Origin of the sequence: Streptomyces sp. NPDC035033, from assembly GCF_040636735.1 — a bacterium.
Classification (GTDB): domain Bacteria; phylum Actinomycetota; class Actinomycetes; order Streptomycetales; family Streptomycetaceae; genus Streptomyces.
Window position 1 is genome coordinate 123,935 of sequence record NZ_JBEZUZ010000004.1, and the last position, 17,811, is coordinate 141,745.

At 78.4% G+C, this 17,811-nt stretch carries 4 protein-coding genes; all 4 read right to left on the reverse strand.

The genetic code is table 11. The features are described from left to right. Window positions 1-9 precede the first annotated feature (9 nt). Entirely contained in the window at window positions 10-1,179 is a 1,170-nt protein-coding gene (locus AB0E83_RS03955; RefSeq protein ID WP_362105417.1) for an acyl-CoA dehydrogenase family protein, read from the reverse strand. Between the two features lie 23 nt (window positions 1,180-1,202). Beyond that, window positions 1,203-8,135 (reverse strand): amino acid adenylation domain-containing protein, encoded by a 6,933-nt coding sequence (locus tag AB0E83_RS03960; RefSeq protein ID WP_362105420.1) that lies wholly within the window; start codon window positions 8,133-8,135, stop codon window positions 1,203-1,205. A gap of 23 nt (window positions 8,136-8,158) precedes the next feature. Next, on the reverse strand, window positions 8,159-17,518 hold the full coding sequence (locus AB0E83_RS03965; protein ID WP_362105423.1) for an SDR family NAD(P)-dependent oxidoreductase: 9,360 nt from the start codon (window positions 17,516-17,518) through the stop codon (window positions 8,159-8,161). A 70-nt stretch (window positions 17,519-17,588) separates the two neighbouring features. Then, complete coding sequence (locus tag AB0E83_RS03970) at window positions 17,589-17,777, reverse strand: hypothetical protein (RefSeq protein WP_362105425.1); 189 nt, start codon at window positions 17,775-17,777, stop codon at window positions 17,589-17,591. Window positions 17,778-17,811 lie beyond the last annotated feature (34 nt).

The window sequence follows — 17,811 nt, forward strand, 5'->3', positions numbered from 1 at the left end:
CCGTCCGGGTCAGAGGAGGTGGGGGGAGGAGGGGTCGCCGCCGAGGCGCAGCTCGCCGACGCCGTCGAGGACCTTCTCCGCGGAGGCGACGTGGCGGCCCGCGGTGATCAGGTCGCGCAGGCACCGGTCGAGCGGGGTGCGCTCGGTGTAGACGGCGGCCGCTCCCACGGCGTCGTACAGCAGCTGGGCCGCCTCCCGGCAGGCGCGGTGGGCGAACTGGCGGGCCAGCGCGGCCGTACCGCGTTCGGGTTCCCGGCCGGCGGCCCGCGCCTCCCACGCCTCCTCCAAGGTGGTGTACACGTACGCGTCCGCCGCGCCGATCAGGGACTCGGCGCGGGCGAGGTCGGCCGGGACCCCCGGCCGCGGGAGCGCGGGGCGCCGGGCGGCGAGGAGTTCCCGGGCGCTGTCCAGCGCGGCCCTGCCGATGCCCAGCGGGACGCCCGCCATCTTGTGGGCGAGGCCGTCGGCGCGCAGGCGGGGCGGTTCCCCGTGGGTGCCGGACGGTACGAGCGCGAAGGTGTGCCGCTCCGGTACGCGCAGGTCGACGGCCTCGACGTCGTGCGAGCCGGTGCCGCGCAGGCCCGTGGTGTGCCAGGTGTCGGTCACCCGTACCCGCGCGGCGTCGAGGACGGCGATCCCCGGGGTGCCGTCCGGGGTCTGGAAGCCGGCCAGCACCCGGTCGGCGTGGGTGATCCCGCTGGCCTGGGTCCAGCGGCCCGACAGGAGGTAGTCGCCGCCCCGCCGGACCGCCCGCCCGGTCGGCGACAGCACGGTGGCGGCGATCAGGCCGGGGTCGGGGAACAGCTCGGTGAACGCCTCGTCGGGGAGGTGGACCGCGGCCGGCGCGGCGTTCAGCGCGACGGCCGCGCACCAGGCGACCGAGCCGTCCCCCCGGGCCAGCAGGTCGACGGCCCGCGTGATCTGCGGCACCGTCAGCTCCACCCCGCCCCGCCGGGACGGCAGGGCCGCGCGCAGCAGCCCCGTGGCCTTCAGGCCGTCGAGGACGTCGGCGGGGAGTCGGCCCAGCCGCTCGATCTCGGGCGCGCGTGCCGGGAGGCCCGCGGCGTACGCCCGTACCCGGTCCATGACCTGTCCGGCCGTCAGGTCCGGCGCGGCCCCCGGGGCCGGCGGGGCGGTCGGGGCCGGTGCGGCGCGGCGGGGCGCTTCGACGGTGGTCATCCAGTCCTCCTCGTGCGTGCGGGTCACAGGTCGCCCAGCGCCTTGTCGAGTTCACCGGCCAGGGTCCGCAGGTGCGGGGGGCGCATGACGCCGTAGTGGTCGCCGGGGACGTCGACGCTCTCGGCGCGGTCGCCGAGGAGCTCCAGCCACCGGCGGGTGGTGTCGGTGGTGGCGCCGTCCATGGCGCGCAGGATCCGGACCCTGCCCCGGTACGGGGCGGGCTCGTGGTCGGCCAGGGCGCGGCTGAGGCGCAGGAAGCGGGCCGCGAGCCGTTCCAGGGTGGGGGTGTCGACGTCCTCGGGCAGGACGCCGGCGGCCCGGGCCCGGACGAGGAGTTCGCCGATCGGGGACCTGCCGTCCGCGGGTTCGAGGTCGGCCGGGCCGGGGGCCCAGTCGCTTCCCGCGAGTCCGGCCAGGTCGCGGGCGAAGCGGGCGAGGAGCGCCGGGTCGGAGGGCGGCGCGGTGCGGCCGGGCGGTTCGAGCAGGTCCACGGCCGCGACGAGTTCGACCGTCCTGCCCCGTTCGGTGAGCAGGCGGGCGGTCTCCAGGGCGAGCACGCCGCCCATGGACCAGCCGCCGAGCCGGTAGGGGCCCTCCGGGAAACGGGCGGTGAGCACGTCGGCGTAGTGCGCGGCGAGGCCGGTGACGGTGGGCGGCGCGGGGTCGGTGCCGGAGTCGGGATCGGGGTCGGGGTACCGCAGGGCGTGGAGCGGCTGGTCGTCGTCGAGGAGGGCGCCGAGCGGCGCGTAGCAGAGGACGTCGCCGCCGACCGGGTGGACGAGGACGAACGGCGGGCGGGTCCCGCCGTCCCGGATCGTGACCAGGGGCGTCCGGTCCGCGGCGCCGGGCCGCTCGCGCAGCGCCTCGGCGAGCGCCGCGACGGTCGGCCGGGCGAGCAGGGTGGCCACCGGGAGCGACCGGCCGGTGCGCTGTCGGACGCGGACCATGAGCCGTACCGCGAGCAGGGAGTCGCCGCCGAGGTCGAAGAAGTCCGCGGTGACGTCGACGGGTCCGCCGGCGGGCGGGAAGAAGTCCGCCCAGATGTCGGCGAGGAGCCGTTCGGTCGCGTCGCGGGGGGCGACGGGCTCCGCCGGGCCCCGCGGCGTCCCCTCGGGGGACGGCAGCCGGCCGCGGTCCACCTTGCCGTTGCCGGTCAGCGGGAGCGCGTCCATCAGGACGACGCGGGCGGGGACCATGTAGCCGGGCAGTTCCTCGCGGAGCGCCTCGCGCAGCACGTCCTCCGGGGTGTCCGAGACGGCGTGGGCGACGAGCCGGCGGGGGCCGCCGCGTTCGCCCTCGGCCGTCACGACCGCGGCGCGGACGTCCGGCCGGCGCAGCAGCGCCGCCTCGACCTCGCCGAGTTCGATGCGGTGGCCCCGGATCTTGACCTGGGTGTCCGCGCGTCCCAGGAACTCGATGGTCCCGTCCGGCAGGTAGCGGCCGAGGTCGCCGGTCCGGTAGAGCCGCTCCCCGGTGACCGGGTGGCGGAGGAAGGCCGCGCGGGTCTTCGCCTCGTCGCCGAGGTAGCCGCGGGCCAGGCCGGCGCCGGAGATGTACAGGTCGCCGGGGACGAGGGCGGGGCGGGGCCGCAGCGCCTCGTCCAGCACGTGGAACTTCTGGTTCCGCAGGGGCCTGCCGTACGGGACGCTCGTCCACTCCGGGTCCACCCGGGTGATCGGGTGCTGGATGGACCAGATGGCCGCCTCGGTCGCGCCGCCCAGGCTCCAGGTCCGGGCGTTCGGCAGCGCCGCGGCGATGGCGCCGGGGAGGGTGACGGGGATCCAGTCGCCGCTCAGCATCACCAGGCGCAGCGACGGCGGGCCGCCGGAGGCCCGTACGTGCTCGACGAACATGTCCATGAGGGCGGGGACGCTGTTCCAGATCGTCACCCGGTGCCGGTCGATCAGCTCCCGCCAGACGGCCGGTTCCCGCTGCGCCGACGCGTCGGGCAGGACGACGGCGCCGCCGGCCGCGAGCGGGCCGAAGACGTCGTAGACCGAGAGGTCGAAGTGGAGCGCGGACAGGGCCAGGACCCGGTCGTCCGCGGTCACGCCGAACCGGTCGTTGACGTCCTGGACGGTGTTGACCGCGGCGGCGTGCTCGATCATCACGCCCTTGGGGGTGCCGGTGGAGCCCGAGGTGAAGATGACGTAGGCGAGGTCGCCGGGTCCGGCCGGGCAGGGCGGCGGCGGGGCGTCCGCTCCCCCGCCGTCCGGTCCGGTGTCGACGCGCAGCGCGCGGGTGCCGTCCGGGAGGTCGAGGCCGTCCGCGTCCCGCGTCCGGGTCAGGACCAGCCGTATGCCGGCGGACTCCGCGATCGCGCGGAGCCGGCGGCCGGGCACGGCGGTGTCGAGCGGTACGTAGGCGGCGCCGGCCTTGAGGACGCCGAGGACCGCGACGACCTGCTCCCAGCCCTTCTCCATCGCGATGCCGACGAGCGTGCCCGGGCCCGCGCCGTGGTCGGCCAGCCGGCGGGCGATCCGGTCGGAGCGGCGGTGCGCCTCGCCGTAGCTGAGGGTCCGGGAGGCGGTGACGACGGCGGGCGCGTCCGGCCGGGCCGCGGCCTGCCGCAGGAACCCGTCGTGCAGCAGCCCGGCGGGGGCGGGGCCGTCCGTGGCGTTGGCCGCCCGCCGGGCCTCCAGGTCGGCCGCCGGCACCGGTACGGACGGCGGGCGGCGCCAGGCCCCCTCCCCGCACAGCTCCCGCACCAGCTCCAGGTAGGCGTCCCACATGCCGTCGACGACGCCTTCGGGGAACACCTCCTCCACCACGTCCCAGTTGAGGACCAGTTCCCCGGCCTCCTCCAGGGCCTGGTGGTCGAGCCACACCTGCGGCGTCCGCACCGAGCTGGAGGCCAGGCGGCCCGCGGTGCCGAGGGCGGTCAGCGCGGTGAGCGCGCCGGGCTCGCCGGCGCCCCGGCCGGAGAAGCCGAGGGTGCTGGTGAAGACCACCGGCATGCTCGCGAGGCCGGTGCCGCCCCGGGTGCGGTTGAGCTCGCGCAGCACCTCGACCCCGGTGACGTGGCCGTGTTCGAGGTCGGTGAGGAGCCGGTCCTGCAACCGGGCGGCGCCGGAGGCGAAGCTCTCGGCGGGTGCGGCGTCGACCTCCAGGAGGGTGGTCGCGCTGAGGTTCCCGACGATCCGGCCGGCGTCCTCGTGCACGGCCCGCCGGTGGAACGCCAGCACGTTGAGCGTGAAGCGCGGCGAGGCGCTCCAGGCGGCGAGGACCTGCGCGTACGCGGCGCACAGGGCCGCCGAGGGGGAGATCCCGGCCGCGGTGGCGTGGTCCTTGAAGCGGCCCCAGGCCCCGGGTTCGATCCGGGCCGTGCGGTGGGTGAAGACCGGCCGCCGCGGCGCGGGGCCCGGGCGCAGCGGCAGGGCGGGGGCGGGCGGCAGGGTGGCGAGGCGGTCCCGCCAGTAGGCGAGGGACGTATCGCGCCGTGCGGCGTCCTCCTCGGCGGCGGCCAGGACGTAGTCGCGGTAGGTGACGGCCGGGGCGGGCGTCGCGGGCGCGCCGGAGCGGTAGGTCTCCGCCCACTCCCGGAACAGCAGTCCGGAGCTGCGGCCGTCGACGATCAGCGCGTCGAAGGCGAGGTGCAGCCGGATGGTGCGCGCGTCCAGCAGGGTCGCCCGGACGTCGAACAGCGGCCAGACCTCGGTGTCGAAGACCTGGTGGCGCATCTCCTCGTGGATCCCGGCCAGGCGGCGGGCCCGCTCGTCCCCGTCGCACTCCCGCAGGTCGACGACGGGGATCCGGTACGCGGGGACCTCCGGGAGCACCCGCTGGTGGCCGTCCCGGGAGACGACCGCGCGGAGCATGTCGTGCCGGTCGATCAGGTGCCGGAAGGCGGCGGCGAGCCGGTCGGTGTCGGTGTCGTCGAGGTCGACCTCGACGAGGAAGGAGGTGGAGACGCCGCCGAGTTCGAAGGCGTCGGTCCGGCCGACGAGGTACGCCTGCTGGAGGGCGGTGAGCGGGAACGGCTCGTACCGGGCGGCCGGGCCGGCGGTCGGCGTCAGGACGGCCGGCCCGGCCGTCGGTACCGCGCCGGCCGGCGTCACGACCGTCGGTGCCACGGCGGTCGGTGCTGCGGCGGCCGGCGTCACGGCGGTCGGTGCCGCGTCGGCCGGCGCCGCGTCGGCCAGCGCCGCGTCGGCCGGCGCCGCGTCGCCCGGCGTCAGGGCGGCCGGTATCGCGTCGGCCGGTGCCGCGGCGGGCTCTCCGGCCGCCCGGTGCGCGTCGCCGCGGGCCGTCCGGACGGCGCGGGCGAGCTCGTCGGTGCTCCGGCCGTCCAGGAGGGCGCGCAGGGGGATGTCCACGCCGAGCCGGCGGTCGAGGGACTGCCGGATGTCCACGGCGATCAGCGAGTCGACGCCCAGGCTCCGCAGCGGCAGGTGCAGTTCGTCGCCGGTGACGGCCGCGCCGCGCGCCCGGCCGACGATGCCGGCCACCGCCTCGGCGACGTCGGCGGGGGCCGCGTCCCGTACCGGGGCGGGCGCGGCGTCCCGTACGGGGACGGACGCGGGCGCGGCTTCGAGGCGTACGCCCTCGGCGAGGGCCACGGGGGCGCCGTCGGGGCCCACGAGGCGGACCTGGGCGACGAGCGGCCCGTGGGGGGCCGGGGCCCGGTCGCCGCGGCCGGTGCCCGCCGGGAGCCAGTACCGCTCGCGCTGGAAGGGGTACCCCGGCAGGGTCGCGGGCGGGCCGTCGGGCTCGCCGTGCATCCGGGCCCAGTCGATCCGCGCGCCCCGCGTGTAGAGGGCGCCGAGGCCGTCGAGGAGGGCGCGGCGGGCGTCCTCCCCCTCGCGGGGCGACGGCAGGAAGGCGGCGGGCGCGGTCGCCCGGAGCCGGTCGAGGACCGGTGAGGCGGGCCCCAGCTCCACGAAGCCGCGGTGTCCGTCGCGCAGGAGCGCGGCGACCGCGTCGGTGAACCGTTCCGGCCCGGCGGTGTCCGCCGAGAGCCGGGCCGTCGCCGCCCGCCGGGCGTCCTCCAGGTCCAGCTCCCCCCGGAGGCAGGCGGCCACCGGTTCGCCGGCGCCGTGGCCGAGGACGGCGGCGGGCTCCACGCCCCACGACCGCCAGAGTTCGGCGAGCGCGTACGTGACGGCGAACGGCGAGAGCCGGTCGGCGCCGGCCCCGGCGCACCGCTCCAGGGCGGCGCGGAAGGCGGGCTCGGTGTCGGCCAGTCCGGCGAGGGCCTCGGCGTGCTCCGGCTCCGGGAGGCCGGTGACGAGGAGGACCGGGCCCCGGTCCGCCTTCGGGGGCCGGAGGCCGGTGCGGACGCCGGGCGGCGGCTCCTCGTCCGGGCGCGTGCGGGCGAGGAGGTCGCGCAGTTCGGCGCGCGAGGAGGCGACGGCCGTGAGGCGGTGCGGGAAGTGCGCCCGGCCGAGGCTCGTGGTCCGGCAGATCGCCGCGAGCGAGTCACCCGCGCCGTCGCTGTCGGTGTCGGTGTCGGTGTCGGCGAGCAGGTCGACGTAGCGCGCGGTGAGTTCGGCGAGGGCCCGCGGGGTCCTGGCCGACAGGGTCAGCAGGCGTGGCCGGTCCGGCGCGGCGGCGGGCGGGGTCCGGTCGGGGGCGGCGGGGGGCTCCTCCAGGACGACGTGGGCGTTGGTGCCGCTGATGCCCTGGGAGGAGACCGCCGCGCGGCGCGGCCCGGAGGTCTCGGGCCACGCGGTCTCCCGGGCGACGAGCTCGACGCCCGCCGACCAGTCGACGTGCGGGGTGGGTTCCGCCACGTGCAGGGTGGCGGGGAGGGTGCCGTACCGCATCGACAGGACCGTCTTGATGACGCCGGCGACGCCGCCGGCCGCCTGGGTGTGGCCGAGGTTCGACTTCACCGAGCCGAGCAGCAGCGGCCGGTCGCGGCCGGGCCCGTAGACGGCGAGCAGGGCGCGGGCCTCGATCGGGTCGCCGAGCGGGGTGCCGGTGCTGCCCGCCTCCACCACCTGGACGTCGCCCGGTTCGAGGCGCGCGTCCTTCAGCGCCTGCCGGACGACCCGCTGGTGCGCGGCGCCGTTCGGCGCGGTCAGGCCGTGGCCGGCGCCGTCCTGGTTGACCGCGCTGCCGCGCACCACGGCCAGGACCCGGTGGCCCAGGCGCCGCGCGTCCGAGAGGCGTTCCACCAGGAGCATGCCCACGCCCTCGGCGAAGCCGCTGCCCGAGGCGGCGGCCGAGAACGGGCGGGACCTGCCGTCCGGCGACAGGCCCCGCATGCGGGTGAACTCGGTGAACAGCCGGGGCGTGGCCATGACGGTCGCGCCGCCCGCCAGCGCCATCGCGCACTCGCCGCGGCGCAGGGACTGGACGGCCAGGTGCAGCGCGACCAGCGAGGACGAGCAGGCGGTGTCCACGGTGAGGGCCGGGCCGCGCAGGCCGAGCGCGTACGCGATCCGGCCGGAGGCGACGCCGCCGGCCGTCCCGGTGGTGAGGAAGCCCTCGGCCTCCTCGGGGATGTCGTCGGCTCCCGTCCCGTAGTCCTGGCAGGACAGTCCGGCGAAGACGCCGGTCTCGGTGTCGCGCGCGGACTCCGGGTCGATCCCGGCGTCCTCGAAGGCCTGCCAGGCGGTCTCCAGGAGCAGCCGCTGCTGCGGGTCCATGGCGAGGGCCTCGCGCGGGCTGATGCCGAAGAAGGCCGCGTCGAAGTCGGCCGCGCCGCGCAGGAAGCCGCCCGCGCCGGTCACGCTCCGGCCGCCGCCGTCGGGGTCGTACAGGCCGTCCCGCCAGCCCCGGTCGCGGGGGAAGGGGCCGACGGTCTCGCCGCCCTCGGCCAGCAGCCGCCACAGGGCGGCGGGCGAGTCGATCCCGCCGGGGTACCGGCAGGCCATGCCGACGATCGCGATCGGCTCCCGGTCGCCGTCCTCCAGCTCGCGCAGCCGTTCGCGCGTCCGGTGCAGGTCGAGGGTGAGGCGTTTGAGGGCGCCGAGCAGCCTCTCGTTCGTCTCGTCCGTTTCTGGTGCCATGACGGATCGGTCCTTCGTGGGGGTCAGGAGCCGGAGAGCTCGCGGTCGATGAAGTCGAGGAGTTCGTCGGCGGTCGCGGCCTCGACGAGCGCCGTCACCTCCGCGTCCCCGGTGTCCCCCGGGACCACCGGGGCCGGGGCCGGGGGCTCCTCGCGCGGGGCGAGTTCCGCGTCGAGGACGGCGACGACCTCCGGCAGCGTGGGGGCCTCGAACAGGAGGGTGACGGGGAGCCTGAGGCCGGTCGCGGCGCCGAGGCGGTTGCGGAACTCGACCGAGGTGAGCGAGTCGAGTCCGAGCTCGCCGAACGGCCGGTCGTCCGCGATCTTCTCGGGCCGGGTGCCGAGGACGGCGGCCATGTGGGTGCGGACCAGGTCGGCCAGGACCTCCGCCCGCGCGGCGGCGGCCAGGCCGGTGAGTTCCTCCCGCAGCGGCCGGAGCCGCCGTCCGGGCGCGCCGCCGGGCCGGGCGGGGCCGCCGGCCGCCACCGCGCGGAGCACCGGCGGGAGGTCCGCCGCCAGGTCGCGCAGGACCGCGCGGTCGAACCTGGCGGGGGCCAGGACGGCGTGCGGCGACGGCAGCGCCGCCTCCAGCAGGGCCAGGCCGTGGTCGGGGGCCATCGGGACGAGGCCGGCCCGGGCGAAGCGGGCGCGGTCGGCGTCGGTGAGGGCGCCCATCATGCCGTCCGGGTCGTCCCACAGGCCCCAGGCCAGCGCGAGGGCGGGCAGGCCCCGGGACCGGCGGTGGCGGGCGAGCCCGTCGAGGAAGGCGTTGGCGGCGGTGTAGCCGCCCTGGCCCGCCCCGCCGAGCGTGCCCATGACCGAGGAGACCAGGACGAACGCGGTCAGCGGACGGTCCGCGGTCAGTTCGTGCAGGTGCCAGGCCGCGTCGGCCTTGACCCGCATGACCCGGTCGATCCGGTCGGGGGTGAGGGCGGTGACCGGGGCGTCGTCGACCACGCCGGCGACGTGGACCACCGCGGTCAGCGGGTGTCGTGCGGGGACGGTGTCGAGGAGCGCGGCGACGGCCCGCCGGTCGGCGACGTCCACGGCCGCGAAGCGCACCTCGGCGCCGAGGCCGGTCAGGTCGGCGGCCAGGCCGGCGGCGCCCGGCGCGTCGCCGCCGCGGCGGGAGACCAGCAGGAGCCGGCGCGCCCCGTGTCCGGTGACCAGCCGCCGGGCGAGGGCCCGGCCGACGGCGCCGGTGGCGCCGGTGATCAGGACGGTGCCGTCCGGGTCGAGGACCGGCGGGACGGTGAGGACGACCTTGCCGACGTGGGCGCCCCGCCGCAGCAGTCCGAGGGCCTCGGGCGCGCGCCGGACGTCCAGGTCGGTGACGGCGGGCCAGGTGAAGACGCCCTCGGCGAACAGCTCGACCGCCCGGCGCAGGAGGCGGCCGAGGTGCTCGGGCGGCAGCCGGAGGAGGTCGGACGCCCGGTAGCGCGCGCCGGGGTGCGCGGCGGCCACCTCGGCGGGGTCCCGGGGGTCGGTCCTGCCCAGGTCGACGAGGAGGCCGCCGGGCCGCAGCAGCCGCAGCGACTCGTCGAGCAGTTCGCCGGTGAGGGAGTTCAGGACGAGCGCCATGGGCCGGCCGCCGGCGCCGAAGCGGGTGCCGAAGCCGGGTTCGCGGGAGGAGGCGATCCTGTCGTCGGTCAGGCCGAGGGCGCGCAGCGCGGGCCACTTGGCGGGACTGGCGGTCGCGTGGACGTCGGCGCCCAGGTGGCGGGCGAGCTGGATCGCGGCCATGCCGACGCCGCTCGCCCCGGCGTGGATCAGGACGGGGTCGCCGGGCTCCACCGCGCCCAGTTCGGTCAGGGCGTGCAGGGCGGCCAGGTGGGCGACGGGCACCGCGGCGGCCCGGGTGAACGACCAGCCGTCGGGGATCCGGACCAGGGTGCGGGGGTCGGCGTGGGCCGTGGTGGCGAGCGCGCCGGGGAACAGGCCCATCACCCGGTCGCCGACGGCCAGGCCGGTGACGCCGGGGCCGGTCGCGGTCACGACGCCCGCGCCCTCCAGGCCGAGCGGGCCGGGGTCGCCGGGGTGCAGGGCGAGCGCGCCGAGGACGTCGTGGAAGGTGAGTCCGGCGGCGCGGACCGCGATCCGGACCCGGCCGGGGCCGGGTTCGGCGGCGGCCTCGGGGCACGGCCGGAGCTCCAGGGCGTCCAGGGTGCCGCGTTCGGGGAGGTCCAGGCGCCAGGCGGGCGCGTCCCCGGGGAGCGGCAGGAGGGGGCCGTCGGCGGCGGGTTTGAGGCGGGGCACCAGGACGGCGCCGTCCCGGACCGCCAGCTGGTGTTCGTCCGAGGCCGTGGCCGCGGCCGGGACCTCGGTGGTGTCCGGGCCGAGGTCGACCAGGACGAACCGGCCCGGGTGTTCGACCTGTGCCGTCCGCACCAGGCCCCAGACCGCCGCCTGCGCGAGGTCGGTGACGGTCTCGCCGGGCCGGGCCGCGACGGCCCCCCGGGTGACCAGGACCAGGCGGTCCTCGGCGGGCCGGTCCCCGGCGAGCCACCGGGCGAGCAGGTCGCGGGTGCGGCGCACGGCGTCCCTGGCCGCCGCCGGTACGCCGGCGGCGTCCGTCCCGTCCGGGCAGGCCACGACGGCGGGTCCGGCCGGCGCGTCCGGTGCGAAGGCGTCCCACGGCACCGGCGCGTGACCGGGCGTCACGGCGGCGGCCGGTCCGGCGAGCGGTTCCCAGTCCGGTACGAAGAGGGAGTCGCGCGCGGCGGCGGCGGGGTCCACGGCGGGGGCCGTCCCGGCCGGGCCCAGTTCCAGCGCGTCGACGCGGGCCGCGGGCCGTCCGTCGGCGTCGAGCAGGGTCAGGGAGGTCCCGCCGTCCGCGGCGGGCTCCGCGCGCGTCCGCAGCGACGCGTGGCCGCCCGTGCCGAGCAGGGACACCCCGCGCCAGCGCAGCGGCCGCACGGGCCGGCCCCGGCGGGCGGCCTCCTCGGCGGCCAGGGCGTGCAGGGACGCGTCGAGCAGGGCGGGGTGGAGGCGGTAGGAGGCGGCGTTCCCGGCCTCCGGTTCGGGCAGGGCGGCCTCGGCGAACCGTTCCGCGTCGCGCCGCCAGGCGGCCCGGAGCCCCTGGAAGACCGGGCCGTGGCCGTGCCCGCGCAGCCCGAGGTCCTCGTGGACGCGGTCCACCGGCACCGGTACGGCCCCGGCGGGCGGCCACGCCGCGGCGGACGGCCGGTCCGCGGGGGCCGGTGGCGCCGCCCGGTCGGGTCCGAGGGTGCCGCGGGCGTGTTCGGTCCACTCCCCGCCGGCCGTCCGGCCCGTCACCCGGCAGGCGCGCAGCCCGTCGGCGTCCGCGGCGGCCACCCGGACCCGCAGGTCGACGGCGCCGTCCTCCGGGAGTTCCAGGGGTGCGGAGAGCGTCAGTTCCTCGACGCGCGGCGTGCCGGCCTCCGCGCCGGCGTGCAGGGCCGTCTCCAGGAGGGCGGTGGCCGGTACGACGACCGTGCCCGCGACGGTGTGGTCGGCCAGCCAGGGGTGGGTGCGGGTGGAGAGCCGGCCGGTGAACACCGTCTCGCCGTCGCCGAGGTCGACGGCCGCCCCGAGCAGGGGGTGGCCGGCCGGGGCCTGGCCGAGGGCGGCGGTGCCCGCGGGTCCGGTCGTGGGCGCGAGCCAGTGACGGCGGTGCCGGAAGGGGTAGGTGGGGAGGCCGGCGGGGGCGGCGGCCGGTCCGGTGGCGGGTCCGGTGAGCCGTCCCCACGCGAGGGGCAGGCCCCGGACGTGGGCCTCGGCGGCGGAGGTGAGGAAGCGGCGCAGGCCGCCGTCGTCGCGGCGCAGCGAGGCGGTCACGATCCCGTCGGCCCCGGCCCCTTCGAGGATCTGGCCGAGGGCGCCGGAGAGGACCGGGTGCGGGCCGACCTCCACGAAGGCGGTGTGCCCGGAGGCGACGAGCGCTTCGACCGCCTCCTGGAAGCGGACCGGGTGGCGCAGGTTGCGGTACCAGTACGACGCGTCGAGCGCGCCGCCCTCCTGCCAGTCGGCGGTGACGGAGGACATCATCGGGATCTCCCCGGCGCGCGGTGCCAGCGGTGCCAGGTCGGCGAGGATCCGTTCGCGGATCGGTTCGACGGCGGGGCTGTGCGAGGCGAAGGCCGCCGGGACGGCGCGGGCGTCGACGCCTTCGGCCCGGTAGCCGTCGACGAGTGCGGCGACCGCCTCCGGGGGGCCGGCCACGACGGTGGTGGCCGGTCCGTTGACGGCGGCGACGTGGAGGAGGGCGCCGAGGCGTTCCCGTACCCGCCGGGCGGGCAGCGGGACCACGGCCATGCTCCCCCGGCCGGTCAGGCCGGTGGCCGCGGCGCTGCGCAGCGCGATGGCGCGGGCGCCGTCCTCCAGGGAGAGCGCCCCGGCGACGGTGGCGGCGGCGATCTCGCCCTGGGAGTGGCCGATCACGGCGTCCGGGACGAGGCCGGCCGAGCGCCACAGCCCGGCCAGCGACACCATCACGGCCCACAGGGCGGGCTGGACGACGTCGACCCGGTCGAGCGGGGCCGCGCCCTCCAGGACGTCGGTGAGCGACCAGTCGACGTACGGGGCGAGGGCGCGCCCGCACGCGGCCAGGCGGGCGGCGAAGTCGGGGCTCTCGGCGGCGAGCCGCGCCGCCATGCCCGGCCACTGGCCGCCCTGGCCGGGGAAGACCAGTACGGTCCTGCCGGGTTCGGCGGCCCGGCCGGTGACGAGGCCGGGGGCCTCCTCGCCGCGGGCCAGCGCGTCCAGGGCCCGGCCGGCCTCCCGCCGGTCGGCGGCGATCACCACGGCGCGTTCCTCGAAGGGGGTCCTGGTGGCGAGGGCGGGTGCCGCGCCGGTCGGGTCGTGGGGCGCGGCGGCCAGCCGCCGGGCCTGCTCCCGCAGGGCGTCCGGGGTCCGGGCGGAGAGGACGACGGGGACCACGGGCGGCCGGGCCGGCTCGTCGGCGGGGCCGTCCGCGGGGGGCGGCTCGGCCAGGATCACGTGCGCGTTGGTGCCGCTGATCCCGAACGAGGAGACGCCGGCGCGGCGCGGGGCGCCGGTCTCGGGCCAGGGGCGGGAGCGGTCGAGGAGGGCGACCGCGCCGGAGTCCCAGTCCACGTGCGGGGACGGCTCGTCGGCGTGCAGGGTGGCGGGCAGGGTCGCGTGCCGGAGGGCCTGGACCGTCTTGATGACGCCGCCGACGCCCGCCGCCGCCTGGGCGTGTCCGATGTTGGACTTGAGGGAGCCGAGCCACAGCGGCCGGTCGCGGTCGCGTCCGTAGGCGGCGATCAGGGCGTTGGCCTCGATCGGGTCGCCGAGCGCGGTGCCCGTGCCGTGCGCCTCCACGGCGTCGACCTGACGGGGGGTGAGGCCGGCGTCGGCCAGGGCGTCCTCGATGACGCGCTGCTGGGCGGTGCCGCTCGGCGCGGAGAGCCCGTTGGAGGCGCCGTCGGAGTTGACGGCGGTGCCGGCGATCACCGCGAGGACGGGGTGGCCGTGGCGGCGGGCGTCCGAGAGGCGTTCGACGACGAGCATGCCCGCGCCCTCGGCCCAGCCGGTGCCGTCCGCCCGGGCGGAGAACGCCTTGCAGCGGCCGTCGGCGGCGAGCACCCGCTGGCGGGAGAGTTCCACGAACATGCCGGGGGTGGCCATGACGGTGACCCCGCCGGCCAGGGCGAGCGAGCACTCTCCGCCGCGGACGGCCCGCACCGCCTGGTGCAGGGCGACCAGCGACGCCGAGCAGGCGGTGTCGACGGTCAGCGCGGGCCCGTTGAGGCCGAGGACGTAGGCGATCCGCCCGGAGACCACGCTGAGGCCGGTGCCGGTCAGGAGGTGGCCCGCGACGCCGGGTCCGGCGGTCTCCATGCTCGGCCCGTACCCGGAGTGCATGGCCCCGGCGAACACCCCGGTGCGGCTCCCCCGCAGCGTCGCGGGGTCGATCCCGGCGCGTTCCAGCGCCTCCCAGGCGACTTCCAGGAGGAGCCGCTGCTGCGGGTCCATGGCGAGGGCCTCGCGCGGGCTGATGCCGAAGAACTCCGCGTCGAAGCCGGCCGCGTCCCGCAGGAAGCCGCCCTGGCGCGCGTACGAGGTCCCGGGCCGCTCCGGGTCCGGGTGGTGGAGGGCCGCCAGGTCCCAGCCGCGGTCGCCGGGGAAGTCGCCGACGGCGTCGGTCCCGGCGGCGACCAGGTCCCACAGGTCGTCGGGGGAGTCCACCCCGCCGGGGAACCGGCAGGCCATGCCGACGATGACGACGGGGTCGCCGGCGCCGGACGGGGTGTCCACGCGGGCGGGTCCGGGCCGTTCCGGTACGGCCCCGGGGGGACCGCCCGCCGCGGCGAGGGCGGCGAGCGCGTCGGCCGCGGCGGCCGGGCTCGGGTGGTCGTACAGGAAGGTGCTCTCCAGAGCGAGCCCCGTCGCGGTCGACAGCCGGTCGCGCAGTTCGAGCGTCATGGCCGAGTCCAGGCCCAGTTCCCGGAAGGTCGGGCCGGGCGGGACGTCGGCGGCCGAACCGGCGCCGAGCACGAGGGCGGTGAGGCTCCGGACCAGTTCGCGCATCGCCCGCGGGTCCCCGGCCGGGGGCGCGGCCGGGGGCGGGGCCGGCGGCCCGTCCGGTGTCTCCCCGGCGGTGCCGGGCAGTCCGGCGGGCCAGAAGGAGCGGCGCTGGAAGGGGTAGGTCGGCAGGTCGGCCAGGGGGGCGGAGCGGGGCAGCAGCGCGGCCCAGTCGACGGCGACGCCGTGCGCGAAGGCGTCGGCGGCCGCGGTGAGGAACCGGCGCCGGCCGCCGTGGTCGCGGCGGAGCGTGCCCAGCGCGGCGCCGTCCCCGCCGCGCAGGTCGATCGCCCGGCGGACGGCCGTGGTCAGCACGGGGTGCGGGCTGATCTCCAGGAAGGTCGTGTGGCCCTCGTCCAGCAGCTTCTCGACGGCCGGTCCGAACCGCACGGGTTCGCGCAGGTTGCGGAACCAGTAGGCGGGCCCCAGGGAGGCGGTGTCGACCGGTCCTGCGGTGACGGTCGAGACGAAGGGCACGCCGGCGGGGCCGGGGGCGATCCCGTCGAGGGCGGCGAGCAGTTCCTCCCGCAGGACGTCGACGTCCGCGCTGTGCGAGGCGTAGTCGACCGGGATCCGCCGGGTGCGGACCTCCGGCCCGTAGTGGGCGGCCAGCGCGTCGAGCGCGGCGGCCGGTCCCGCGACGACGGTGTGCGCGGGGCCGTTGACCGCCGCGACCGTCAGGGCGGGCGCGACCGCCCCGGCGTCCTCCGCCACCCGGGCGGGCGGGAGTTCCACCGACAGCATCCCGCCCCGGCCCGCGATCCGGCCCAGCGTCCGGCTGCGCAGGGCCACGATCCGCGCCCCGTCCGCCAGGGAGAGCGCCCCGGCGGCGGTGGCGGCGGCGATCTCGCCCTGGGAGTGGCCGATCACGGCGGCGGGTTCCACCCCGGCCGACCGCCACAGGGCGGCCAGCGACACCATCACCGCCCACAGGACGGGCTGGACCACCTCGTCGGCCGTCAGCGGCGGAGCGCCGGGGGCGCCCCGCAGGACGTCGGCCGGCGACCAGTCCGTGTACGGGCGCAGGGCGTCGGCGCAGGCGTGGAGCCGGGCGGCGAAGACCGGTTCGGTGTCCAGGAGTTCGGCGGCCATGCCGGCCCACTGCGAGCCCTGGCCGGGGAAGACGAAGACCGGCCGGACCGGCGGCCCCGCGTGGCGGCCCTCCACGACGGCCGCCGACGGCCGGCCGGCGGCCCGGCCCGCCAGTTCGGCGAGGAAGCCGTCCCGGCCGTCCGCGACGATCACGGCGCGGTGGGCGAAGACGGTGCGGGTGAGGGCCAGCGACCGGCCCACGGCGGCCGCGCCGAGCTCCGGGCGCGCCGCCACGTGGGCGCGCAGCCGTGCGGCCTGGTCCCGCAGCGCGGCCTCGTCGCGTCCCGACAGGACCCAGGGCAGCGGCCCCGCGTCCCGCTCGCCGCCGGAGGGCACGGCGTCCGGGGCGGTGTCCGTGGCCGTGTCCGTGGCCGTGCCCGTGGTCGTGCCCGTGGCCGTGCCCGTGGCCGTGCCCGTGGCCGTGGCCGTGGCCGTGCCCGTGGCCGTGGTCGTGCCCGTGGTCGTGGTCGTGGTCGTGGTCGTGCCCGTGGCCGTGGTCGTGGCCGTGGCCGTGGCCGGTGGTTCGGAGAGGATCACGTGGCAGTTGGTCCCGCCGATCCCGAAGGAGCTGACCCCCGCGACGAGGGGCCCGTCCGGCGACGGCCAGGGCCGGGCCTCGGTGACGACCCGCAGCCGCAGCGCGTCGAGCGGGACGCGGTCGCCGGGGCCCGCGTGGTGGAGGGTGGGGACGAGTTCGCGGGCGCCGACGCACAGGACGGCCTTGATGAGGCCGGCGATCCCGGCCGCGCCCTCCAGGTGGCCGATGTTCGTCTTCACCGACCCGACCAGGAGCGGGGCGTCCTCGGTGCGGGCGGAGCCCAGGGCCGCGCCGAGCGCGGCGGCCTCGACCGGGTCGCCGACGCGGGTACCGGTGCCGTGCAGTTCGACGTACGCGACCTCCGCCGGGGCGACGCCCGCGTCGGCGCAGGCGTCGAGGATCACCCGCTCCTGGGCGGCCCGGCCCGGCGTGGAGAGGGTCTCGGTCGCGCCGTCGTTGTTGAGGGCGCTGCCGCGGATGACGGCGTGGACGCGGTCGCCGTCCCGGAGGGCGGCCTCCAGGGGCTTGAGGACGACGACCCCGCCGCCCTCGCCCCGTACGTAGCCGTTCGCGCGCGCGTCGAAGGTGAAGCAGCGGCCGTCGGCCGACAGGGCCCCGGCCCGTTCCAGAGCCAGGGTGCTCCCGGGGGCGAGGATCAGGTTGACCCCGCCGGCCAGGGCCAGTTCGGACTCGCCGTTCCGCAGGCTGGCGCAGGCCAGATGGACGGCGGCGAGGGACGAGGACTGGCCGGTGTCCACCACCAGGCTCGGGCCGTTCAGGCCGAGGGCGTACGAGATCCGGTTGGCGGTCACGCCGCGCTGGAGGCCGGTCAGGGTGTGGCCGGTCACCGCGTCGGGGCCGGCGTCGTGCACGAGCTTCGCGTAGTCGTCGGCGATGACCCCGAGGAAGACGCCGGTCCGGCTGCCCCGGAGGTCGCCCGGCAGGGTCCTGGCGTCCTCCAGGGCCTCCCAGGCCAGTTCGAGGGCGAGCCGCTGCTGCGGGTCCATGGCGAGGGCCTCGCGCGGCGAGATCCCGAAGAAGGCGGGGTCGAAGCCGTCGACCCGGTCGAGGAACCCGCCGCGCTCGGGGCCGCGGCCGTGCCGTCGGCCGGTGACCGCGTCGCCGCCGTCGCGCAGCAGCCGCCAGAAGGCGCCGGGCCCGTCGGCGCCGGGGAAGCGGCAGCCGATCCCGATGACGGCGACCGCGTGCGAGGGGCGTTCCCGGCCGCCCCGATCAGCCATTCCCATGTCGATGTACCTCGGTGCCTCTCGCTGAGTCGGCGGATTCCGCGTCTCGTGCCTTCGTGCTGACCTGGCGTCAGTCGATGCCGCGGATCACGTGGGGGTCGGGGGCGGTCGCGTCCTCGCCGGCCAGCAGGGCCGGGCGCGCCCGGTGCGGGTGGGGCGCGTACCGCACGCGTCCGGCGGCGTGGCCGGGGAGGGCGGCGGGAGCGGGGGTGGGGAAGGGGGCGGGGGCGGGGGCGGGGGGCGGTGGTGTCGCCGTCATGGCTGATCCCGTCTGTGTCGGCCGGCGGCGCGCC

What these genes read in the sequence shown, in the direction of transcription:
- AB0E83_RS03960 (WP_362105420.1), bottom strand. Translation starts at nt 8,135, where the DNA reads ATGGCACCAGAAACGGACGAGACGAACGAGAGGCTGCTCGGCGCCCTC.
- AB0E83_RS03965 (WP_362105423.1), bottom strand. Translation starts at nt 17,518, where the DNA reads ATGGGAATGGCTGATCGGGGCGGCCGGGAACGCCCCTCGCACGCGGTC.
- AB0E83_RS03955 (WP_362105417.1), bottom strand. Translation starts at nt 1,179, where the DNA reads ATGACCACCGTCGAAGCGCCCCGCCGCGCCGCACCGGCCCCGACCGCC.
- AB0E83_RS03970 (WP_362105425.1), bottom strand. Translation starts at nt 17,777, where the DNA reads ATGACGGCGACACCACCGCCCCCCGCCCCCGCCCCCGCCCCCTTCCCC.